At 38.0% G+C, this 24740-nt stretch carries 14 protein-coding genes, 1 tRNA gene, 3 rRNA genes and 1 pseudogene; 7 read left to right on the top strand and 12 right to left on the bottom strand.

Going from position 1 to position 24740, the window contains the following annotated elements:
- Window positions 1-459: 459 nt before the first annotated feature.
- Window positions 460-1509, bottom strand: a complete 1050-nt coding sequence (locus OXU93_RS07335; RefSeq protein ID WP_267383554.1) for a YgfZ/GcvT domain-containing protein — start codon at window positions 1507-1509, stop codon at window positions 460-462.
- A 556-nt stretch (window positions 1510-2065) separates the two neighbouring features.
- On the opposite strand from OXU93_RS07335, the gene OXU93_RS07330 reads away from it, so the two are divergent.
- The 3 genes and pseudogenes from OXU93_RS07330 (at window position 2066) to OXU93_RS07320 (ending at window position 4878) form a co-directional block, all read left to right on the top strand.
- Entirely contained in the window at window positions 2066-2731 is a 666-nt protein-coding gene (locus OXU93_RS07330) for a hypothetical protein (protein ID WP_416378796.1), read from the top strand.
- Between the two features lie 32 nt (window positions 2732-2763).
- Window positions 2764-3546 carry an ABC transporter permease gene (locus OXU93_RS07325; protein WP_267383552.1) on the top strand — a complete coding sequence of 261 codons (783 nt, stop codon included), beginning with the start codon at window positions 2764-2766 and terminating at the stop codon, window positions 3544-3546.
- Between the two features lie 847 nt (window positions 3547-4393).
- A pseudogene (locus tag OXU93_RS07320) lies at window positions 4394-4878 on the top strand (SRPBCC family protein).
- 34 nt (window positions 4879-4912) lie between these two features.
- Here the strand turns inward: OXU93_RS07320 and OXU93_RS07315 are convergent.
- Both OXU93_RS07315 and cobU read right to left on the bottom strand, forming a co-directional pair.
- Complete coding sequence (locus tag OXU93_RS07315) at window positions 4913-5332, bottom strand: hypothetical protein (protein ID WP_267383551.1); 420 nt, start codon at window positions 5330-5332, stop codon at window positions 4913-4915.
- An 82-nt stretch (window positions 5333-5414) separates the two neighbouring features.
- The gene (gene cobU, locus OXU93_RS07310; RefSeq protein WP_267383550.1) at window positions 5415-5990 is read right to left on the bottom strand and encodes a bifunctional adenosylcobinamide kinase/adenosylcobinamide-phosphate guanylyltransferase; all 576 of its coding nucleotides are present in this window, start codon (window positions 5988-5990) and stop codon (window positions 5415-5417) included.
- 787 nt (window positions 5991-6777) lie between these two features.
- On the opposite strand from cobU, the gene gnd reads away from it, so the two are divergent.
- Window positions 6778-8199: a decarboxylating NADP(+)-dependent phosphogluconate dehydrogenase gene (gene gnd, locus OXU93_RS07305; protein ID WP_267383549.1), complete on the top strand. Its 1422-nt coding sequence runs from the start codon at window positions 6778-6780 to the stop codon at window positions 8197-8199.
- Between the two features lie 105 nt (window positions 8200-8304).
- On the opposite strand, the gene OXU93_RS07300 is transcribed toward gnd, so the two are convergent.
- From OXU93_RS07300 to OXU93_RS07280, 5 genes are all read right to left on the bottom strand, one after another.
- Window positions 8305-9540: an LL-diaminopimelate aminotransferase gene (locus OXU93_RS07300; protein WP_267383548.1), complete on the bottom strand. Its 1236-nt coding sequence runs from the start codon at window positions 9538-9540 to the stop codon at window positions 8305-8307.
- 156 nt (window positions 9541-9696) lie between these two features.
- Window positions 9697-9814, bottom strand: a 5S ribosomal RNA gene (rrf, locus tag OXU93_RS07295).
- Window positions 9815-9891: 77 nt separating this feature from the next.
- A 23S ribosomal RNA gene (locus tag OXU93_RS07290) occupies window positions 9892-12766 on the bottom strand.
- A 179-nt stretch (window positions 12767-12945) separates the two neighbouring features.
- Window positions 12946-13019: transfer RNA gene (locus OXU93_RS07285), tRNA-Ile, on the bottom strand.
- Between the two features lie 153 nt (window positions 13020-13172).
- Window positions 13173-14659 (bottom strand): 16S ribosomal RNA (locus tag OXU93_RS07280).
- The 16S, 23S and 5S rRNA genes sit together here with 1 tRNA gene alongside, the layout of an rRNA operon.
- A gap of 1083 nt (window positions 14660-15742) precedes the next feature.
- Between OXU93_RS07280 and OXU93_RS07275 the strand changes: the two genes are divergently transcribed.
- Complete coding sequence (locus OXU93_RS07275) at window positions 15743-16585, top strand: tetratricopeptide repeat protein (RefSeq protein ID WP_267383547.1); 843 nt, start codon at window positions 15743-15745, stop codon at window positions 16583-16585.
- A gap of 440 nt (window positions 16586-17025) precedes the next feature.
- Here the strand turns inward: OXU93_RS07275 and OXU93_RS07270 are convergent, their stop codons facing one another.
- Window positions 17026-18660 (bottom strand): alpha-D-glucose phosphate-specific phosphoglucomutase, encoded by a 1635-nt coding sequence (locus tag OXU93_RS07270; protein WP_267383546.1) that lies wholly within the window; start codon window positions 18658-18660, stop codon window positions 17026-17028.
- Window positions 18661-18854: 194 nt separating this feature from the next.
- Here OXU93_RS07270 and pth point away from each other — a divergent pair, with 194 nt between their 5' ends.
- Entirely contained in the window at window positions 18855-19469 is a 615-nt protein-coding gene (gene pth / locus OXU93_RS07265) for an aminoacyl-tRNA hydrolase (protein ID WP_267383545.1), read from the top strand.
- Window positions 19470-19517: 48 nt separating this feature from the next.
- The gene (locus OXU93_RS07260; RefSeq protein WP_267383544.1) at window positions 19518-19847 is read left to right on the top strand and encodes a 30S ribosomal protein PSRP-3; all 330 of its coding nucleotides are present in this window, start codon (window positions 19518-19520) and stop codon (window positions 19845-19847) included.
- Between the two features lie 75 nt (window positions 19848-19922).
- On the opposite strand, the gene atpC is transcribed toward OXU93_RS07260, so the two are convergent.
- The 3 genes from atpC to OXU93_RS07245 all read right to left on the bottom strand — a co-directional run bounded on the left by atpC (window position 19923) and on the right by OXU93_RS07245 (window position 24548).
- On the bottom strand, window positions 19923-20333 hold the full coding sequence (gene atpC / locus OXU93_RS07255; RefSeq protein WP_267383543.1) for an ATP synthase F1 subunit epsilon: 411 nt from the start codon (window positions 20331-20333) through the stop codon (window positions 19923-19925).
- 92 nt (window positions 20334-20425) lie between these two features.
- Window positions 20426-21877, bottom strand: a complete 1452-nt coding sequence (atpD, locus tag OXU93_RS07250; protein ID WP_267383542.1) for a F0F1 ATP synthase subunit beta — start codon at window positions 21875-21877, stop codon at window positions 20426-20428.
- A gap of 1054 nt (window positions 21878-22931) precedes the next feature.
- Entirely contained in the window at window positions 22932-24548 is a 1617-nt protein-coding gene (locus tag OXU93_RS07245; protein WP_267383541.1) for a Ppx/GppA phosphatase family protein, read from the bottom strand.
- Window positions 24549-24740 lie beyond the last annotated feature (192 nt).

Genomic DNA, 24740 nt, shown 5'->3' with positions numbered 1-24740 from the left:
TATATAAATTGTATAGCCAAACATAGATAATAAACTACTCTGGAGTTAGATTAAATCAGAAATATAAGAATGATGTTAATGAGTAACCTGAAAGCTTTTTCTAAAACAAGAACGCAAATATTCATCCTAGTCTATGTTAGTTTCTTTTTATTTTTGACTAATTAGTTATTTTAATTTTACATTGTCACAGATTATTAACCAATAAAATTGTCATGGTCTTTTATTTTAACTCTATAACTTATCAATAATATTTCTTTATATATTATTGATAGAAAAACGATAAAAATTAAAATTTCTATAAATTACAAAGTCTTAAGAAGGGATTAGAGATAACTAAAAATTAGCATAAAATTTGTAAAATATGTAAAGCAAGAGCTTTCTAGCCTAGCCTATTATTAATTAAAAGTCCACCTAATGTGTTTCACTATTTTGGGTCAAACAATATTAAGCGATAGGATGTTAATGATATTCATGGTTTACAAAAGGTATTTCTATTACTTGTCCTGTCGCTTTTCCTACTTGAATGTTTAATCCAACTCCTCCTGCTTTTGTGCGAATATAAGCCAAACCTAAAAAATCTTGATCAATATTAGTACAACTGGTCAAAATTCCTACTTTTCTCCCACCTGAAACAATTAGAGTTCCTGGAGAAACTTCTTGACTTAACTTAACTCCCCATAATTTTTGTCGAACTCCTTTGTATGTATTTAGACGGGCAATAGTTTCTTGTCCAATATAACAACCTTTATTAAAAGATATAGCCCTCCATAATCCCGCTTCTAGGGGATTATAATCTTCTGTTAGTTCTTTATTACAAACTGGTCTTCCTTGTCGTATCCTTAATTGTTCCCATACGCGATTACCAATGGGAACAATCCCTAATTGTGTTAATTGTCCCCAAACAGTTTTAGCCTGGTTAATTGGAATAATTAAAGTATAGCCGGAAATATCTAATCCACTTCCCTCGGCTACCCTCATAGAAACCCCTCCCACAGTCATTAAACGATGATTTTTTGGTGGAAGTTCAGCCAAATCGTTGATCCCTCCTTCTTTTAGGAAGGAAGTACATTTAGGACCAATTAGACTAAAAACAGCATTTTCTTCAGAAATATCTGTAATTTTTACCTTATCCATAGGAAAAATATAACGATCTATCCATTCCATCAAGAAGTAGCGGCGATTTGGGGAAACTAAAATCAAAATTGAGTCGTTTGTGATATAAGCTGTGACTAAATCTATGATTCTACCAATAGAATTTATAAAAATGGTCTCACAAGCTAATCCTGGACTCAATTTATTGATACTATTGGTAGTCTGATTATGAAGAAAACGTAAACGATCATCTCCTGTAAGTTTTAGGAGTCCCCAATGACTTAAATCACAAATAACTGCCTGCTCATAAGCCATTTTAAGTCCTTCAACATCATTGCCAAAACTATCGATTACTGTCTGATCTTTTGTTGGAACCGATCCAGACTGATGTTGAATTTGACGTAATTTTTGTATCATAATTGATAATATCACTTTATAGTTAATTAACTTATAATGTTGGGGTTTAGACTTTTTCTACTATTAGTGATTAATTTCTCTTTGTTTATCAGTTATATGAATAGTAGCATATACTACTTGACTGTCCAAGAAAATTATTACTTCTAATGAGAAGTGTATCACAAACAAAACGATGGACTTTAAAGTCTATTGTTTTGTCACCATTTTTATAAAAAAACTTTAACCATTTAAGTATAGAAAATAAATGAGATAGATAATTTAAAGTTTTCTATGAATCATCTATTTTTTAAAAAAAAGGTTAATAATAACTGATACTTATCACTTAAGCATTAATAGAGTTAAAATCTATACTTTCTACATCATCATAATTAGTATTCTTAATTTAAGTTGTTAAAAACAATTTAAAAAGTCAGTGCATTAATACTACTGGCAAAATGTTAAAAAATAGTATAATGCCAGTCTAGTGGTGTTTATTTTGAAAAAAATGCCTAAACAACGATTAAATATAAGATTTCATTGGTTAAATATTATTGTTTCTAATATTTTACTAATTTTTATGTTGAGAATTCCAGCTAATAGTCAATTATCCCCATTAGAGATTAGTCCTACACGAGAAAGTTTGACTGAAAATACTATTGATTTACCAGCAGAAATCATTGAAGATAGCTCTGTATTAAAAAGATGGTTAAATAACATCCCTAATATCTTATACGATATTTACACTGATCCGAGTTTTCGAACACGTGTAGGAATAGGATATGTGGAATTCCCTTCTACTAGACATGATGGAGGAATTAATATTGAGGTTGATGATATCTTTATTGGTAAAACTGGTTTAACTATTAGTGGGGACTATCAGAGTTCTTTTGGAAGACGAGATACGGTAGGGGCTAATTTACAATATTACGTATTGCCTTTAGGAAATTACTTTAATATTGCTCCCGTAGTTGGATATCGTTCAATTCATACAAGAAACTATTCTGAAAATGGAATCAACATTGGAGGTAAATTAGTATTTTCTTTATCACGTAACGGTGCATCAGATGTTTCATTGTCTCATAGTTTTATTTCTCCTGGGAAAGATAATGAAATAGGAATTACAACTTTTCATTTTGGCTATGCAATTATTAAAAATATTCGCTTAGCTACTAAGATTGAAAAACAAAACTCACAAGTAAAAAAAGATAGTATGATCAGCATCATATTTGAATGGATGCCATAGTTTTGAACAACAATAGTAAGCAATAAACTACAATGAAAACCTATTTACAAGTTTTACGATTATTTTGGGCGACAGCATTAACAGCAGAATTAGAATATCGTTTTAACTTTGTAATTGCTATAGTTAGCGGTTTTGCTAATTTAATTGGGAGTTTATTTAGCTTATCCCTCTTCTATGGAAATGGTTATACTTTTCAGGGATGGACTTGGGACGAAGCAATGATAGTAGTAGGAATGTTTACCTTCTTACAAGGTATTTCTACTACTTTCTTAGTCCCTAATCTGAACAGAATTGTTGAACAAGTGGAAAGAGGAACCTTAGATTTTGTACTATTGAAACCAATTAGTAGTCAATTTTGGTTATCTTGTAGAATTATATCTCCTTGGGGATTTTCAGATTTAGTTTTTGGAATAATTATAATTTCCTATTTTAGTTCTAAACTATCTTTACATATGGGAGACTATATACTCAGTTGCATAACAACAATGTTAGGTATCATCATACTATATGGTATTTGGTTTATCTTAGGAGCAACTAGTGTATGGTTTGTTAAGATTTATAATGTCACTGAAGTCCTTAGGGGATTACTAGAAGCAGGTAGGTACCCAATAAGTGCTTATCCTGCAGTATATCGTTTTTTCTTCACTTTTGTGGTTCCAGTTACTTTTTTAACCACTGTTCCAGCAGAAGTACTTTTAGGAAAGATAGAAGTTTTATGGATTTTATGTGCAATACTAGTTGCATTATCTATTTTACTAATTTCTCACTATTTCTGGCAATTTGCCCTCCGTTTTTATACTAGTGCCTCTAGTTAATTTTTGCTAATGTAAAAGTATTTATTTATAATTTTTACGTTAGCAAAAATTAGTGATGCTCCTATTAAATATCTAAAGCATAATTATCCTAATAGGACTTATATTCTAAATAGAATCAACTTATTACTTTAAAGAATAAAGAGTTAATCTGATTAGAGTAAATATATCAAGTAATTGCACCTTGCAATTTAATCTTAATATTATTTTTTGCCTCAATATTTTATCAAAGTCATAAATTTTATTAGCTTGTTTTTTAGAACACCGGTAATTAACTATTCATAGCTATATAGCCCCTAGAAAAACACGAATAGTGATGTCAAGCTAAAAGAACTGTAATTAAAAATTTTAGAGGCTATGGGAGTGATAAAAATAGATCTAAAAATTTATAAGTCTAAGGACACCTGGTAATTTATTAAAAGTAAAAAAAAGTGCTTAGTGATCGTCCATTCTTTCGAATAGACTTTATCTGTGTTCCAGTTGTCATCTGATTAACTTGCTTTTTTATCTAAACCTCATTAACGTTCACCCACGACCTTGATTCATGGCAGAAACCTGTGATCGAACTTTATTATTTTTCTTCAATGCTAAGTTTCTTTCTATGTTTTTTAAAAAATATCTATCTTATCTTTTTCACCCTGTAGTTCTCATATTATGAGTATAAATTTTATATTTTGTATGTGTAAAAAATTAAATAAGAGTAGAGTATATTCTCAAAAATAGTAATTAATTACCCTAAAGGATATATTTCCACACTGCCATTGCATATTACCTGAATGTTGATACTTTGAATTAACTATGAGTGTTGCAAAAGTTAAGTGTTATAGTCTAATAAATTTGCCATAGAGTTATGACAGTAGAGGAGATTATTATGCTTTATTTCTCTTTAATGACCATCAAAGGTAATTATATATGCGCTTTCTCTCTACAAAAGGTAGAGTATCGTCAGTACCACTCGTATGATTTTTTTTGTAACAATTAATTAATCTGGCTAATGTTTATTGGCATCCTTTATTTTCAATAACGAATGTTCCGTCAGGATTAATAACAAAACTGGGGTTAATTTACTAAGCAGCAACACGCCTCATTCCCATTCCCATTCGCCTATTTATAGAAAATATCAGAACAGGAGAGTTGTCAAGTATACGGGTTATAGTCATTCCAGAAATTGAACAGAAAACCACTTATCAGATAGAGTCCACTCCGTGAGGTCCTTACATTTCCTGTTCAGTAGATTTACACGGATGGCTATCCTCACTAATTTGGTGGCTTATCAAACCCTATTCCACTCGTGTTGCTTCAGACTTAGCCAATGCAGCCGAAAGATTAATGTAATTACTTTTGCCTAGCTAAATAGATAGAGATTCAACTAGTCATAGTTTAATTGTGCAAGTCGTTGTTGAATGCGAGCCAAATGGGTTTGATTATCAACAGCAGATCTTGGAGAAGGTAATTTAGTATTTGGCCAACCAGGCAAATCAAGACAAAGACATATAGGAGAAGCATTTTCAGAAATAGCAATGGGGCAAGGCATCCGACACTTTGTGCACTCGACAACCTTCCACTCAGGACTTAATAATTGTTGAATGGACTGTTCAGCGCCCTCTAGATAACAATCATTACTAGCGGTAAAGATATATTGCCAGTAGCTTTCGAATTCGTAAGAATAGGTATTGCCCCGAAATATCTGGCTAGGACACAATTTTTGTTGACGGTTGGGAAGTACAACCTGTTTGCCCAGTTGGAACCAATAAGCAAGATAATGTTTCACCTGTGCTTTCGAAGCCATACTTATAAACCTTTCCATGGTCAGCGATATGCCCTCATGCTAACATCTGCATTAGTTTTCACCTTTCTTTGTAATTGAAAATTCACAATTGTTTTCTCGTCAGAGGTTCACCAAGTGAACTTAGGTTAAGAGCGTGACCTCCAGACACCAAATACACTGGATTAGAGATCAAACCCAGGTTTCGAGTTAAGTCCCCTAAGCGATCACGAAATTTACGTCCTAAGGGAAAAGCCGGAACAATTCCCCATCCTGCCTCTTCAGCTACTAAAATTACATCGACAGTAGTTGTTTCTAGACGGACTAAGAATTGATCCACCGTTTCTATCCAGGTTGAATTATCTTGTTCTAGACAATTGGCAACCCAGGTGCCTACGGAATCAATCAAAAGACAATAAGGCGGTGTAATTGTTTCCAAGATCACTGATAAGTTATAGGGAATCCATTGAACTTCCCAATAGGAAGGACGACGTTCTTGATGACGAGTAATCCTTTCTTGCCATTCTTGATCCTGAGTATTTTCTAAGGCTGTTGCTATATAAATAACGGGTTTTCCAGATTTTTTAGCTAGGGTTTCAGCCCATTCACTTTTACCTGAACGAGTGGGACCAGTTACTAAAATAATTTTTTTGTTTTGAAACTTTTCAGAATCATTGATCATTATAATTATCTAGAAGTTGTTACAAAGAAGAGAGAACAATTGTCATTTTATTCAAATTCAAGTTTAATAATAATTAAATTATTAAATCTAATAACTTAATTATTATTGATTTTACAAAGAAATCAATTATGAAATAATAATTTTTATCTATTCTTGATATAAAATACAACAATAACTAATGACACTATTAACATCAATAACACTATAGGATATTCTGTTTTGGAAATTTATCTTGAATTCAATGAGATTAAGATTTTATTAATTCATTATGGCAGATATATATTTTTTTTATATACTTATTTTTTCTATCTTCGTTCTGAATAAAAGTTTATCCAGCCTCAACATAGTATTGTTTACTTTCATTGATTGAAGAACTTGTAGATACATGTTAAGAAAAAACTAAAGTGTAACTAAAAATACTAATTGATAAAGGATAATCTACAAATTGTCATATGATAATCCATTTTAATAAAATACCAATTGTAGGCAAAGTTAAAGGGAAAAAGAGACTTAATTGCTGATTTCTAACTTTGGGCTTCTGACTTTTAGTCACTGCCTTGTTAAGATACTGTTTAAAGAATAGGGGAAACTAAAAATTCAACGTTAGACTAAAGAACGTTAGACTAATCGGGGTGTACCGCTACGCGGAAGGCAAAAGGTAAATAGGCATAAGGCAAAAGTTGACCATAACAAAGCCTCAGCTTTTACTAGTGTCAAATAAGCCGATTCCTTATGCAATGGCAAGAACCCTTTTTGATAAGAACCAAGTAGATTTGGTAGCAATTATATGACGAAACGTACCTTTGCTGTAATCGGTTTAGCCGTGATGGGGGAAAACCTAGCTCTTAATGTAGAGAGTCGTGGTTATCCTATTGCTGTTTACAACCGTAGCCGAGAGAAAACAGACAGATTCATGAGTACCCGGGCCGCCGGCAAAGATATAAAAGCGGCCTACTCCTTAGAAGAATTAGTCAAAACCCTAGAACGGCCTCGTAAACTTCTGGTGATGGTTCAAGCCGGAAAACCTGTTGATTACGTCATTCAAGACTTAAAGCCTCTCCTTGAAGAAGGAGATATGATCATTGATGGCGGTAACTCTCTTTATGAGGATACCGAAAGACGTACTCAAGAATTAGAAGCCACCGGACTTGGTTTTGTAGGAATGGGTGTTAGTGGTGGAGAAGAGGGTGCATTAAATGGACCTAGCTTAATGCCCGGAGGTACAGAAGCTGCCTATAGAGAACTTGAACCTATTCTAACCAAAATTGCCGCTCAAGTCGATGATGGACCTTGTGTAACCTTTGTGGGGCGCGGTGGAGCCGGTCACTATGTAAAAATGGTGCATAATGGTATTGAGTATGGTGATATGCAATTGATCGCTGAAGCCTATGACATAATGAAAAATGGCTTAGGGTTGAGTAATGAAGAGTTGCACGAGGTCTTCAAAGAATGGAATACTACTGATGAACTTAATTCTTTTCTAATTGAAATTACCACCGACATTTTCAAATATAAAGACCCAGAAACTAAAAAACACCTGGTAGACCTCATTCTCGACTCCGCAGGACAAAAAGGAACTGGACGCTGGACAGTTATGACTTCTTTAGAGCTAGGAGTTCCTATTCCTACTATATACGCTGCGGTCAACGCACGGGTCATGTCTTCATACAAAGATGAACGAGTGGCTGCCTCAAAAGAACTACCCGGACCTGCAGCTAAATTTGAAGGAGATGCCAAGGCATTTGTTAACAAAGTACGAGATGCTTTGTATTGTTCTAAAATGTGTTCGTACGCTCAAGGGATGGCTTTAATTGCTAAAGCCTCAGCAGAGTACAATTACGGGGTCAGTCTACCTGAATCTGCTCGTATTTGGAAAGGCGGTTGTATCATTCGTGCTGGTTTTCTTGACAAGATTAAAAAAGCATTTGTCGATAACCCAACTTTGCCAAATTTATTGTTAGCTCCTGAATTTAAGCAAAGTATCTTAGATCGTCAAGGGGCATGGCGTGAGGTATTAATATTGGCTAGTAAAATGGGGATTGCTGTTCCTGCGTTTAGTGGCTCTTTAGACTATTTTGATAGTTATCGTCGTGCTGGTTTGCCTCAGAATCTAACTCAAGCACAAAGAGATTATTTCGGGGCTCATACTTACGAACGTATTGATAAACCCAGAGGCGAATTTATTCATACTGAATGGGCTGCTCAATAAAAGTTTTCCCTCGCTCATTAAGCATATAAACTCTCTCTTTCGGGAGAGTTTTTTTAGTGAAATTGGTTAAACTTATTGAGTGGGCATAGCCCACCTTACCTAAAATTAAATTGAAAACTGTGTTGTGATACGTCTCATGGCTTCTTCTATTTTCTCGCGACTATTAAAAGCAGAAATTCTGAAATATCCTTCTCCTGCAGCACCAAACCCGGATCCTGGAGTTCCGACCACATGAGTAGTTTGTAATAATTTATCGAAAAAATCCCAACTTGAGAGATTATAGGGAGTCTTTAGCCAGATATAAGGGGAATTTACACCGCCATATACTTCAAAACCAGCCATTTTCAATTTATAACGTATTATATGAGCATTTTCTAGGTAAAAATTAACTAATTTCTTAACTTGAGCTTTTCCTCTGTCAGAATATACTGCCTCTGCTCCTCGTTGTACGATGTAAGATGCCCCGTTAAATTTAGTACACTGACGACGACTCCATAGTTTCCACAACTCTATGTTCGACCCATCAGAGACTTTGGTAACAAGAGTTTTGGGAACTACTGTTAAGGCACAACGAGTGCCCGTGAATCCTGCATTTTTGGAAAAAGATCGAAATTCAATTGCACAGTCTTTAGCACCTTCAATTTCGTATATAGAATGAGGAAGACTATCATCAGTGATAAAAGCTTCATAAGCAGCATCAAAAAAAATAATCGATCCTTCAGCTTTGGCATAGTCTACCCAGGTTTTGAGGTAGTCTTTAGTAGCGATTGCTCCTGTGGGGTTATTCGGAAAGCAAAGATAGATTAGATCAACTTTTTGACTAGGGATATCTGCAATAAAATTATTCTCTGCATTTATGGGAAGATAAACTAAGCCCTCGTATTCTCCTTTTTCATTGGCTTCCCCCGTATGACCAGCCATAACACTTGTATCGACATAAACAGGATATACGGGATCAGTAACAGCAATTTTGTTTTCCTTGCTAAAAATGTCAAGAATGTTGCCTGTGTCGCATTTAGCACCATCTGAGATGAATATTTCTGAGTCATCTATATCACAACCCCTTAATTGAAAGTCATTAACAGCAATTTTTTCTCGTAACCAACTATAACCCTGTTCTGGTCCATAGCCTTTGAAAGTTGCATGATCACCCATATCCTTCACAGCTTGAATCATGGCGGTGCGACAAGCTTCAGGCAGAGGTTCGGTAACATCTCCGATACCTAGTTTAATGATATCAGTATCAGGATTGATTTCGGCGAAAGTTTTAACTCGTCTAGCGATTTCTGGAAAGAGGTATCCTGTCTTGAGTTTGAGATAATTTTCGTTGATAGTTGTCATGTTTATTCTTCTTTTTTATTCTTCTATAAAAAATGCTTTTTATTAGCTTACACTGTGCCAATAGAAAAGTCTGCTGTTTCGTCTTTAAAGATAAAACATAACTTGATGCAAAAAATCCCTTTCCTTAAAGGAAAGGGATTTTTTTGCAAAAACAAATCCTGGCATCGAGCTATTGTCCCGGTGGGCTACCCCACAAGTATCTTGGCCGCTGCCGCGTTTCACAGACGAGTTCGGGATGGAATCGCAGTGGTACCACGGTGCTAGAGACACCAGGAAGTGATTCAGATAAAACAAATACCTTCAAGACTGCAAAAAATGAGAAAGAGTTAAGTGATGATACATTGATGTATTAAGGTCAAGCCCTCGATCTGTTAGTATGTCTCGGCTTCATTCATTACTGAACTTCCACCTAACACCTAATAAACGGGTAGTCTTCCCGTGATCTTACCAGGTTTACCCTGTGAGAGCACTCATCTTGAGGTGGGCTTCCCACTTAGATGCTTTCAGCGGTTATCCGCTCCGCACTTGGCTACCCTGCGTTTACCGTTGGCACGATAACAGGTACACCAGCGGTGCGTCCTTCCCGGTCCTCTCGTACTAAGGAAGGCTCCTCTCAATGCTCTTACGCCTACACCGGATATGGACCGAACTGTCTCACGACGTTCTGAACCCAGCTCACGTACCGCTTTAATGGGCGAACAGCCCAACCCTTGGGACGTACTTCCGCCCCAGGTTGCGATGAGCCGACATCGAGGTGCCAAACCTCCCCGTCGATGTGAACTCTTGGGGGAGATCAGCCTGTTATCCCTAGAGTAACTTTTATCCGTTGAGCGACGGCCCTTCCACTCGGTGCCGTCGGATCACTAAGGCCGACTTTCGTCTCTGCTTGACTTGTAGGTCTCGCAGTCAAGCTCCCTTATGCCTTTGCACTCTTCGGCTGATTTCCAACCAGCCTGAGGGAACCTTTGCGCGCCTCCGTTATCTTTTAGGAGGCGACCGCCCCAGTCAAACTGCCCACCTGAAACTGTTCTTTCCCCGGTTAACGGGTTAAAGTTAGAATTCTAGCCTTCCTAGAGTGGTATCTCACCATTGGCTCCATCTGACCCACAAGCCAGATCTCAAAGCCTCCCACCTATCCTGCGCAAGAAAAGCCCGAACCCAATTCCAGGCTACAGTAAAGCTTCATAGGGTCTTTCTGTCCAAGTGCAGGTAGTCCGTATCTTCACAGACAATCCTATTTCGCCGAGCCTCTCTCCGAGACAGTGCCCAGATCGTTACGCCTTTCGTGCGGGTCGGAACTTACCCGACAAGGAATTTCGCTACCTTAGGACCGTTATAGTTACGGCCGCCGTTCACCGGGGCTTCAGTCGTTAGCTTCGGTTACCCTAACCAACTTCCTTAACCTTCCGGCACTGGGCAGGCGTCAGCCCCCATACTGCGTCTTACGACTTGGCGGAGACCTGTGTTTTTGGTAAACAGTCGCCTGGGCCTCTTCACTGCGACCACCTCTCGGTGGCACCCCTTCTCCCAAAGTTACGGGGTAATTTTGCCGAGTTCCTTAGAGAGAGTTATCTCGCGCCCCTTAGTATTCTCAACCTCCCTACCTGTGTCGGTTTCGGGTACAGGTAATTAGAAATTAACGTGGTTCGGGCTTTTCTGGGAAGCCTGACATCAGTCACTTCCTCTCCGTAGAGAGTCGGACTCGCAACTCAGCTCAGGACGTTTTCTCCATCCCTCAACACCTCGTATACTTACACCGGGAACCATCATCCGGCTGACTTAGCCTTCTCCGTCCCCCGCCACAATTTCTAACCAGTACGGGAATGTTAACCCGTTGTCCATCGACTACGCTCTTCAGCCTCGCCTTAGGTCCTGACTAACCCTCCGCGGACGAGCCTTCCGGAGGAACCCTTAGGGTTTCGGGGTATATGATTCTCACATATATTTTCGCTACTCAAGCCGACATTCTCACTTCTATGCTGTCCACACCTGCTTGCCGCTAGTGCTTCACCCTACATAGAACGCTCCCCTACCACAGTTTCCTGTCCACAGCTTCGGTAGAATACTTAGCCCCGTTCATTTTCGGCGCAGGAGCGCTTGACCAGTGAGCTATTACGCACTCTTTTAAGGGTTGCTGCTTCTAGGCAAACCTCCTGGTTGTCTGTGCACTCCCACCTCCTTTATCACTTAGTATTCATTTGGGGACCTTAGCTGGTGGTCTGGGCTGTTTCCCTTTCGACGATGAAGCTTATCCCCCACCGTCTCACTGGTTGATGCATAATGGGTATTCTGAGTTTATCTCACTTTGGTACCGCTCTCGCAGCCCGCAGCGAAATAGTGCTTTACCCCCCACTATGGTACACAACCGCTGCGCCTAAACGCATTTCGGGGAGAACCAGCTAGCTCCGGGTTCGATTGGCATTTCACCCCTAACCACAGCTCATCCGCTGATTTTTCAACATCAGTCGGTTCGGACCTTCACTTGGTATTACCCAAGCTTCATCCTGGCCATGGTTAGATCACCCGGGTTCGGGTCTACAAATTGTGACTAACGCCCTATTCGGACTCGCTTTCACTTTGGCTTCAGGTATTTCCCTTTAACCTGCCACAACCTGTAAGTCGCCGGCTCATTCTTCAACAGGCACACGGTCAGACGTTGAATCGTCCTCCCATTGCTTGTAGGCTAACGGTTTCATGTTCTATTTCACTCCCCTTACTGGGGTTCTTTTCACCTTTCCCTCGCGGTACTATTTCACTATCGGTCACACAGGAGTATTTAGCCTTACGAAGTGGTCTTCGCTGATTCACACGGGATTCCACGTGCCCCGTGCTACTCGGGATCCAGCTAGGCTGTTTGAGTTTTCAACTACAGGACTTTCACCTTCTTTGGTACAGTATTCAGCTGTTTCATTTAACCGCTACAGTCCACATTGCTGTCCCACAACCCCATCGGCCTAAGCTGATGGTTTAGGCTGTTCCCTTTTCGCTCGCCGCTACTAGGGGAATCGCTTTTGCTTTCTTTTCCTCGGGTTACTAAGATGTTTCAGTTGGCCCGGTTGGCTCGTATCACCCTATATATTCAGGTGGTCGTGTTTAAAGGTTGCCCTATTCGGAGACCTCCGGCTCAATGCTTGTTTCCAGCTCCCCGGAGCGTTTCGTCGGTAACTACGTCCTTCATCGCCTCTGTGTGCCTAGGTATCCACCGTTAGCCCTTTGTAGCTTGACCATATAATTGATCATCACTTGGACTTTTGGTCATAACCTTACGTATAACGTAGAGTCATAACCGCTTTCTCATTTTTATGCAGTTTTCAAGGTACTTTACTGGACTTTAACCATCCAGCAGTCTGTCTTACCCTAAAAAAGTAAGACTCGGTGCTGAACTCGGTTTTCATATTAATTAGGTGGGCCATCCTGGACTTGAACCAGGGACCTCACCCTTATCAGGGGTGCGCTCTAACCACCTGAGCTAATAGCCCTTGTCCTGAACCTAGTCTTAGTTTAGAAGCTACTCCAAATAATTTCCCTTGCACGACCTTGGGATTAGTTCTAAGGAAAGGCTTATTTTTAACATGAGTTTTAAGACTTTGCTTTCGACTCTTTGCCTTTTTCCTTGAACTGAGGTCTCCCTATAAGGAGGTGATCCAGCCACACCTTCCGGTACGGCTACCTTGTTACGACTTCACCCCAGTCACCAGCCCTGCCTTAGGAGTCCCCCTCCAAAAGGTTAGGGTAACTACTTCGGGCGTGACCAGCTTCCATGGTGTGACGGGCGGTGTGTACAAGGCCCGGGAACGAATTCACCGCAGTATGCTGACCTGCGATTACTAGCGATTCCTCCTTCATGCAGGCGAGTTGCAGCCTGCAATCTGAACTGAGGCTGGGTTTGATGAGATTCGCTCTCCCTCGCGGGGTCGCTGCTCGTTGTCCCAACCATTGTAGTACGTGTGTCGCCCAGGGCGTAAGGGGCATGCTGACTTGACGTCATCCTCACCTTCCTCCGGTTTGTCACCGGCAGTCTCCCTAGAGTTCCCAACTTAATGATGGCAACTAAGGACGAGGGTTGCGCTCGTTGCGGGACTTAACCCAACATCTCACGACACGAGCTGACGACAGCCATGCACCACCTGTGTTCGCGTTCCCGAAGGCACCCTCAAATTTCGTCGAGGTTCGCGACATGTCAAGCCCTGGTAAGGTTCTTCGCGTTGCATCGAATTAAACCACATACTCCACCGCTTGTGCGGGCCCCCGTCAATTCCTTTGAGTTTCACACTTGCGTGCGTACTCCCCAGGCGGGAAACTTAACGCGTTAGCTTCGGCACGGCTTGGGTCGATACAAGCCACACCTAGTTTCCATCGTTTACAGCTAGGACTACAGGGGTATCTAATCCCTTTCGCTCCCCTAGCTTTCGTCCCTGAGTGTCAGTTCCGGCCCAGTAGCGCGCCTTCGCCACCGATGTTCTTCCCAATATCTACGCATTTCACCGCTACACTGGGAATTCCCGCTACCCCTACCGAACTCTAGTTTCTCAGTTTCCACCGCCTTTCCAGAGTTAAGCTCCGGTCTTTGACAGCAGACTTGAGTAACCACCTGCGGACGCTTTACGCCCAATAATTCCGGATAACGCTTGCATCCTCCGTATTACCGCGGCTGCTGGCACGGAGTTAGCCGATGCTTATTCCTCAGGTACCGTCAGAACTTCTTCCCTGAGAAAAGAGGTTTACAACCCAAGAGCCTTCCTCCCTCACGCGGTATTGCTCCGTCAGGCTTTCGCCCATTGCGGAAAATTCCCCACTGCTGCCTCCCGTAGGAGTCTGGGCCGTGTCTCAGTCCCAGTGTGGCTGCTCATCCTCTCAGACCAGCTACTGATCGACGCCTTGGTAGGCTTTTACCCCACCAACTAGCTAATCAGACGCGAGCTCTTCTCCCGGCAATAAATCTTTCACCTTGCGGCACATTGGGTATTAGCAGTCGTTTCCAACTGTTGTCCCCAACCAAGAGGTAGATTCTCACGCGTTACTCACCCGTCCGCCACTAGCTCCGAAGAGCCCGTTCGACTTGCATGTGTTAGGCATACCGCCAGCGTTCATCCTGAGCCAGGATCAAACTCTCCATAGTGTTTGTTTGATTTGGCTCATGCCGATACATCCCAGATAACTGGTTCTTCGACTTCTTACTTCATCTTAAAAATTATGTCTTTATTGCTTATCTACTAGACAAGCAGACTAATAAGATGTACAATTGTCTTAAATGACAAGGGGCTTACTGTTGTTAGCTTCTAAACTATGATCTTTTCAAGGTTCGGTGCGCTGTAGGGAGCGTGTTGCTCTCAACCGCGCATCTACCAATGTACTCAATGTCTTAGAAAATGTCAACCCTTTCTCAAAAATTTTTTATTTATTCTCCCAAAAGTGGCTCTATACAAGGAACACATCTATTTATATAGATCCTTTTTTTATTAGAAGGGTAACCCTGGATACATGTTAGGGTATTTGCTATTTATTCCATTCTATAAAATGGGTCAGCCAGAAATTACGCTAAAAATTCTAGTCGCGAGTGAGGTGTTTAAAGCGTTATCTAAGTCACACGAGGAACTTAGGGACTTACTAAATTGATACTTAAATGATAATAAAGAAAGCTATACAAAATAGATAATGTGTCGTTAAGTACAGATATTTAAATAAAATAATAGGGGTGAACAGTATATTTGCTCAGAACGAAGCTTAGAGACTTCGCTTTGACTTATAATGAATAGAAATTTTTTAACCAGTCTAGTCTTGGTATATTCTATCTATTTTGCAGATTTTTTAAGTATTGGATAAATCAAAGATTTATTGAAAATAGTTTGTTGATATCTTTGATTAAGTAGTATATTTTCCTGTATCTATATGGCTAATGTTAATGTAGAGTTACAACTCTGTTCTTTTAATTTAAAACAATCTGTATATCTATAGATATTCTCACAAAGAATAAAACTGATTTTTTGATCAAGAAACTTGTAAAAAATGCATTTACATCAATTATCCTTCTTATTTAAGATATAAAATTTTTTGTTTTTAAAGACAAATCAAGGTGTTTCGAATAATTTGTAACATAGTATATGTGTGAGAATATCACTAAATAGATGGAATACTCAAAGTCTAGAGATCAATTAACATATTAAAATATTTAAAAGTTGTTTCTTGACCTTAATCTAGACTAATGACTAACAATCTTAATATTTCAGGAATTTTAACCAATATTCTCATAGTTAATTTTTTAGTATCTACTCCACCATTGCTACTGTCTCAAGAATCAAGTAACACTTCAACCGGGTTAGTTCCTAATAGTCCTTTCCCAACAAAATTATCTCAAGAATTAGATGCTATTGAATGGTACAACCAGGGAGTAGACAAAATTAATGAGGGAGATTATCAAGGAGCAATAACTGACTTTACTAAGGCCATTGAATTGAACCCCCAAGATTCTGATGCCTATTACAATCGTGGCTATGCTCAACATATTTTGGGGAAGCTCAACGAAGCTCTAAATGATTATAATCAAGCCATAGAAGTCAATCATGATTTTGCTTATGCTTACGGTAATCGTTGTTATGCCTTTTTTCAATTAAAAGAATATCAAAAAGCTTTAGCTGATTGTTCTAAGGCAATTAATCTTAATTCCGAATACGCTGATTTTTACATATATAGAGGTAATGCAAAGGATTACCTGGGTAATTATCAAGAAGCTATTGATGACTATAATAAAGCTATTAGCCTTAATGCCAACTATGCCAAGGCTTATTATAATCGTGGTTTGGCTTACAATCATGCTGGGGAATCAGAGGCAGCAATCACGGATTATACTAAATGTCTGGAATTAAACCCTAATTTGGCTGATGCCTATTACAACCGGGGGGTAACTAAGTTTTTAATAGGACATCAAACAGAAGCTTTTATCGATCTACATAAAGCAGCAGAATTATTCAAGGTTCAAGGCAATTCAGATCATGCCAAGCAAGCTCGTGATACTATTGAGAAGTTGCAAACCCAAAATGACACTTAAATTTTAATTTCTAGCTTCAGTTAACAAGCAGCAAAATCTAATTACTACCGTATATATTTTAGATAAAGATATATAGCAATCATTTATTCAACTTTGGATTTCGAATACAATAGATTGTCTTTCTATTCTCAACAATTATTACGTAAGCTACTATAGATCTTAAAATTTGCTGGTATTTTATCCTCATACTCTTTCTTGTTTATTTCCTCAAGTCGACAGTTTATTCAATAAACTAGTTTTCGCATTTTATCATTAGAAGCTAGTAAAGATAGCTACTGAGATTTTTTATGAATTATATATCTGTAGACAAATTAAAAAGAATAAATTTTAGCAACAAGATAAGTAGTTTTTAAGTAAACTGTTGAATCATTAGTTTTGATTACAACATAAAACTGTCAGAGTAGATATTATCTACTCTGACAGTTTTATGTTGTAATCAATTAAGTAATAACAGTTGGTTCACTCCGTCCCGTAAACTCTTTGATTTTAGCTATTTCATCAGCTAATTTAATTAAAGGCTTTAAAACTTTTTGGGTTTCAATATTATGCTTACTAGCATCTGGTTCATAACTTTCAATATAAACTCGTAAAGTTGCTCCTTTTGTTCCTGTTCCCGACAAACGAAAAACAATGCGAGAACTATCGCTAAAACCAATACGAACACCTTGTTTTTTGCTAATACTACCGTCGATAGGATCAAAATAGGAAAAGTCATCAGCATAGGCAACTTCATAGTTACCATATTTTTTCCCTTTCAAACTTCCTACCATTAATCGGAGTTGTTCCATCAAATCATTAGCAGGTTTCGATTTTACTTCTTCATAGTCATGACGGGAATAATAGTTTCGTCCGTATTCCTCCCAGTGTTCCTGTACAATTTCCTGAACTGACTTACCTCGAACTGCTAGAATGTTAAGCCAGAAAAGTACTGCCCATAGGCCATCCTTTTCCCGAATATGATTTGAACCAGTGCCAAAACTTTCTTCTCCGCATAGGGTTGCTTTCCCTGCATCTAATAGATTACCAAAGAATTTCCAACCAGTAGGGGTTTCATAACAATCAATACCAAGCTTTTCAGCTACTTTATCTACAGCTGTACTAGTAGGCATGGATCGAGCAACTCCTGCTAAACCGCCTCTGTATCCAGGAACTAATTTTGCATTAGCAGTCAATATTGCTAAACTGTCACTGGGCGTCACAAAAAAGTTACGTCCCAAAATCATATTGCGATCACCATCTCCGTCAGAGGCTGCTCCAAAATCTGGCGCATTTTCTCCAAAAAGGATTTCTACTAAATCATGAGCATAGACTAGATTAGGGTCAGGGTGACAACCTCCGAAGTCTTCTAAAGGAGTACCATTTTTTACAGTTCCTTTTGGAGCTCCTAAATATTTCTCAAACAAAGTATGGGCATAAGGACCAGTGACGGCATGGAGGGAGTCTACGCACATTTTAAAGTTTCTTGAACTTAATAAAGCTTTGATTTTATCAAAATCAAATAATGTCTGCATTAATTTAACGTAAGGAGCAATAGAGTCTATGATTTCGACCTCCATTGTTCCCAAGTTAAAAGATCCAGGATTATCAAGGTTTATATCTGCTGCATCAAGTATTTTATATTCGCTAATAGTTTTAGTTCGCTCAAAAATAGCACTGGTAAATTTTTCAGGGGCTGGTCCACCGTTAGTTACATTGTATTTAACTCCAAAATCACCGTTAGGTCCTCCAGGGTTGTGACTAGCCGAAAGAATAATACCTCCTAGCGCGTTAAACTTGCGAATAACGGCTGAAGCTGCTGGAGTGGAGAAAATCCCATTACATCCAACTAAAACTCGTCCAATCCCATTTGCAGCGGCCATTTTAAGTATAATTTGGATAGACTGGCGATTGTAATAACGACCATCTCCCCCCAAGACGATAGTTTGTCCTTCAATCTCATTAAGAGAGTCTAAAATAGACTGGATAAAGTTTTCAAGATAATTAGGTTGTTGAAAGACCGGAACAGCTTTCCGTAGTCCAGAAGTTCCTGGTTTTTGATCAAAAAACGGGGTGGTCGAAACAGTACGAATGGTCATATTAATCCAGCTCTAACCTCGATAATATAAGCGTTTGAAGGATTTAGATAACTTCAATATAGTAGATCGACTTTGCCTTATTTTATAGTCGATAGACAAGATAAAAATCTTGGAGTCATTTAAATACTTACTTGTTATGTGATCCTATAAGATTTATTTTGTTTATTTACACTTAAACTAAAACGGTATTTCCAATGTCCAAATCTTCATTATCTTATCCGGTTATTCCTCAACTAATTATCGGGTTAGGAAACTGCGAAGCTAAATACGATAAAACTCGCCATAATATAGGGTTTAAAGCTCTCGATGTTTTGGCTAAAACCTGGCAATTATCCTTTAAAGAAAATCACCGTTTTCAAGGTCTATTTACTAAGGGAATAGTTCGAGGAAATCAGAAAGTTTACTTACTTAAGCCCCTTACGTATATGAACCGTTCAGGTCAATCAGTTCGCGCCGTCAGCGACTGGTACAATCTATCACTTACTTCCATATTAGTAATTTATGATGATATGGATTTACCTGTTGGACGAATACGGATCAGATTAGGAGGATCAGCAGGAGGACATAATGGCATGAGGTCAGTTATTTCTCACTTAGGAAGCCAGGACTTCCCTCGATTGCGTATTGGAATCGGTAAATCTTACTCCTCTGAAGAGACAATCTCCCATGTTTTGGGAAAGTTTACCCCTGATGAAAATAACGTCATGGAGAATGTCTTACCCTTAGTAGTGAATGCCTTATCCCTAAGTGTTGAAGAAGGAGTCGAAAAAGCCATGAATCTTTACAATAACTGTACAGTTACCAAATAAGGTATAATACAGTGCCGTAGTGTAACTAAAATAGATGAGGTTTATCTGTTGCAGGAGTCATTAGAGTTAGAGTCAAGATTTCTTTTAAAAGTACTTTGGTTAGATGCTAATGTGGCAATTACCGTAGATCAGATAGTGGGAAAAGGAACTAGTCCCCTAACTGACTATTTCTTTTGGCCAAGAAATGATGCTTGGCAACAGTTGAAAGATGAATTAGAAGCCAAACATTGGATTTCTGAAACCGAAAGGATTGAAATTCTTAATAAAGCCACAGAAGTTATTAATTATTGGCAAGATCTTCGCAACCAAGGTAGGCGTGTTTCCATGGCTGATGCTCAAGCTAAATTTCCAGAAGTTGTCTTCAGCGGTAGTAATTGATCTGATGATATTGACAGATGAGGGCCAAGTCCATGACCCTTTGCCCTCACCTAGTTTTTTCTTGGAATTAAATCTTTAAACCAGTCCACCAGATGCTTGGAGACGTGCTCTAGCTCGTTTGAAATCTTGGGAGGCTTTGACTTGTTCCAGACAATCATGTCCCTTGTTTGCTTTCTCTAAACGGGTTTGGGCTCTACTGAACTCAGACTGTGCCTCTTCTGTGTTGATATCATCATCAATCTCTGCTGAATTTACCAAGACTTTGAGGATATTGTGTTCTACCTCAGCAAAGCCGCCCATAACTACTAAGTTTTTCCAATTTTTATCAGGGCGAACTCGCATAACCCCGATATTAAGAGCAGTTAAGAGAGGAGCGTGGCCGGGTAAAATTCCTAACTGTCCAGACGTGCTTGGTAAGATTACTTCTTCTACAGCATTATCCCAAACTATTTTGTCTGGAGTTATTACACGAACTTGTAATGTCATATCAGTTATTCGTTATTAACTATCAACTATGAGTTATCAGTCAACAGCAATTAGAAAGGTGTTTATCTAAGAGACTGTTGACTGGGAAAGAATCAGCCTTCTTGCAATTTTTCAGCTTTGGCTTTAGCTTCGTCGATATTTCCTACTAGATAAAATGCTTGTTCAGGCAAATCATCCAATTCTCCATTAAGAATCATTTGGAATCCCTTAATAGTATCCTCAAGAGTTACATACTTACCAGGTGCACCGGTAAAAACCTCAGCCACAAAGAAAGGTTGAGATAAGAATCGCTCCATTTTTCGAGCACGGTCTACAGTGCGACGGTCATCTTCAGATAATTCATCTAACCCTAGGATAGCTATAATATCCTGTAATTCTTTATAACGCTGTAGGGTTGATTGCACTGCACGGGCCGTATCGTAGTGTTCTTGTCCAACAACAGAAGGCTGTAACATAGTGCTGGTAGAATCTAAAGGATCAACTGCAGGATAAATACCTTTAGAAGCTAATCCACGGGATAATACAGTAGTCCCATCGAGATGAGCAAAGGTGGTTGCAGGGGCAGGGTCGGTTAAGTCATCCGCAGGGACATAAACTGCCTGAACAGAGGTAATAGAACCTTCTTTGGTGGAAGTAATCCGTTCTTGTAGATCTCCGACATCAGTCCCTAAAGTAGGCTGATATCCGACCGCAGAGGGCATTCGTCCTAACAATGCAGACACTTCAGAACCTGCTTGGACAAATCGAAATATATTATCAACAAACAATAATACATCCTGTTTATTGACATCGCGGAAATATTCCGCCATGGTCAAACCGGATAAACCAACTCTCATCCTGGCTCCTGGAGGTTCGTTCATCTGACCATAAACTAGAGCAATTTTCGATTCCTCAGGTTTATCAGGGTTAATGACCTTAGATTCGATCATTTCGTTATAGAGGTCATTTCCTTCACGGGTACGTTCTCCTACACCAGCAAACACGGAAACCCCTCCGTGGTTAATAGCGATGTTGTTAATCAACTCCATCATAATGACAGTTTTACCAACACCTGCACCACCAAACAGACCAATCTTTCCCCCTTGACGGTAGGGGGTTAAGAGGTCAATGACTTTAATTCCAGTTTCAAAGACTTTAGGTTTGGTTTCTAATTCAGTTAATTTAGGTGCGGGACGATGAATAGGAGAAGTCTCACTCATGTCTACATCACCTTTCTCATCCACGGGTTTTCCTAAGACGTTAAAGATGCGACCCAGAGTCACTTTACCGACAGGAACACTGATAGGTGCGCCAGTATCAACAATGTCCATACCGCGAACTAATCCGTCTGTTCCACTCATAGCAACAGCGCGAACTTGGTTGTCTCCTAACAATTGTTGTACTTCACAAGTAACGGAAACGCTTGCTCCGGCAGAGTTTGTGCCCTCAATTGTGAGTGCGTTATAAATCCGAGGTAATTTGCCACTGGGAAATTCGGCATCAACAACCGGCCCAATTATTTGAGTGATTTTACCAATGTTGGTTTGTTCTGTTACGGCTACCATACTTATTCTATCTGTTTAAGGGATTAGCTTAGAGTTTGGCTAAGGGAAAACCTACTCTCATTGATCTTGTTTCGCCACCCTATAGAGTACCACTTCTAGGTAACACGGGGAATGTCTATAAGATTGTTTAGAGAAAAACGTTTTTATCAGAACCTGTTATGTAAAAATCAAAGTTTAAAGATAAAAGATTATAAACAATAAGCTTCTTGTCAACAATTATGGTTCTAGTTACAGCTAATCTCATAATTAGGTTTTGTTTCTAAACTGGATTAGGCTAAATTCAATATTTTTCTTGAAATATATACTTATAACACAAAAATACTTAACTAAACTAAATAAATCAGAATATAACTTTGCGAAAACACGTATTTACTTTATTTGCTTGTTAATTGTCTTTAAAATTAAATATTAGTAACAGTTAAGCCAACTATTTAAATACTCAGGACAAAAATATTCAGAATCAGAATTGTAGCTATAAATTTATAATACAAAAAATATAATAAAAATTATTGAAATACTGCAAATACCAAAAACTAAATATAGTGAGTGTCTTATCTATTCAGATTCATGAATTTTATTCTAAAACTGTAAAATAGCAGAATATTCTCTATTATTTGTTTATAAACAATCTTTACTCTTAAAAGACACTATACTTTTAGTCAATATTGATATTGATTTAATCTGTATTTAAGGTTGTTATATCTGATTGTCCTAAATACAGTTTTTTAATATATTTATAATCCTAATCTTTATTTTTTATAATATCTATTTATGATAATTTGTTTTATTAAGATGCATAATTTATTTTGCATACAATATTTGCCTAATAAAATTACCTAACCTGCAACAATAATTGCTGCATATTTGTCGGATATTTATAAAGTTTTTAATTAAATATTTAACTTATTTGCGCCCAATTTTATAACGCTGAAGATGACTAAAAATTTCTCATTATAATGATTAGTGAATAAGTATTTGAATACAAATAATTTTGAAGTTAATATTGCCAATACTAATATTGCCAATGCTAATATTATTACTAGCAGATATAAGCCTAGTTTAATTTAACAGTAACTTTTACTTCAAATTCATCCTCAAAAATTATTTTATTAAAGTTCAAGTTCCATAACTCTAGATCACAATCATCATTAGGATCAGCCGAAAGTAAATTTAAGTAAAGAATTTTTTCTTTAGCATAGTATTTGCAGTCAACAGTTTGAATGGCACCTATTTTTCGGCTATTCATAGCAATAGCTAAGCGCAAAATTGCACTTAATTGCTTAACCATTTTTTGGTTAATTTCCGGTAACTTATTATAAGAATCATGTTTTCTTTTAGGGATACTTTTACGATGATAACGAGCCAAATTAGCAATAGTTTCTAACTCAAGCTCTGTAAAACTTAATAATTCTGCATTGCGAATTAAATAATAAGAATGTTTATGGTAAGCAGAATGACTGATATATAATCCACATTTATGTAATATAGTTGCTGTCCAAAGTAGCTCCCATTCCTCTTGCCCCCAATTATGAAATATTCCCTTTAATTGTTCAAATAAACTTTTGGAAAATTGTGCTACTTTCTCACTATGTTCTATATCTACCTGATACTTTCTAGCAATTTTATAAACACTGCGATGACGTACTTGTCCCTGATAACATAATCGATCTTGAATTAATTTATGAGTTAACATCCAGTCAACAATTATTCCTTCACGTAATGCTCGTTCACAAATAGTAATGTTATCTAGCATTAGCATGGACATTACCTCCATTAAAATTACTCCACCTGCAACAATAATTCCAGCACGTTTGTCGGATATTCCTGAAGTTTTTAACCGTTCTTCATAAGTCATTGAAGCAAGTTTTTTAACTAAATCTTTAACTTCTTTACGCCCAATTTGATAACCTTGAAGAGGACTAGGAACTTCTCCTAATTTTTGTAATGCATTAATCGTCGATAGAGTTGCAATCGTCCCAGAGGTACCCACTAGCCGAAGCTGTTCATTGTCACCTAGTTTGTGACGCAATTCATCAATTGAATGCTTAAGCATGCCCCTCACATAATTCCGTAAATTAGAAAATTCCTTCTCGCTGACGGGATCAGTAGTGATAAATTTTTCTGTAAGTCGCACGGCTCCAACTTTAGTACTACTAAGAAAACGGGGCTCACGAACATCGGCAAGGATAATTTCTGTTGAACCTCCTCCAATATCGACAATAACATGAGGCCGATCTTGAAAATTCATCCCTGATAAAACCCCTAGATAGATACGACGTGCTTCTTCATATCCAGAAATGAGGTTAACTTGAATATCAACTTCTGATGAAATTCGTTGAATAAAATCCTGTCTATTAGAAGCTTCTCTAGTAGCACTGGTGGCAATGGCGACAATGTGATCTACCTTTAAACTGGTAGCTACGTCTTTACAACGTTTTAAAGATGATATCGCCCGTTTTATAGCGTCTTCAGTTAACTTTGTATCTTTTCTTCCCCTTTCTCCTAACCGCACTGTATCTTTTTCTCGGTTAATAATTGTAAAGGTGAGTAGGGTTTTATCAATTTCTACTACCACCATATGTATCGAATTTGTACCGATATCAATAGCTGCTAATAGACAAGTATTACGGCTGTCATTATTGGTAAAATTAGAATTGGGGAATACCATCATAGAATTAATTCCTGGATTCTTTTATAGAGTAAAGCTTTTGGATTATTTATTTATCTACTCTCATTAATTGATCAATATCAAGTAAGATAAACAGTATTTAATTATTATGATAAATATACAAGAGAAGTGAAATGATTTGCAATTTAGTCATATTAATGATAACCTGATTGACAATTTTTAACTACTAACAAA

Source organism: Cyanobacterium sp. uoEpiScrs1 (genome assembly GCF_947331815.1).
Taxonomy (GTDB): Bacteria; Cyanobacteriota; Cyanobacteriia; order Cyanobacteriales; family Microcystaceae; genus Rippkaea.
The sequence above is the reverse complement of the archived record's forward strand: the minus strand, read 5'-3'. Positions and strand labels throughout refer to the sequence as shown.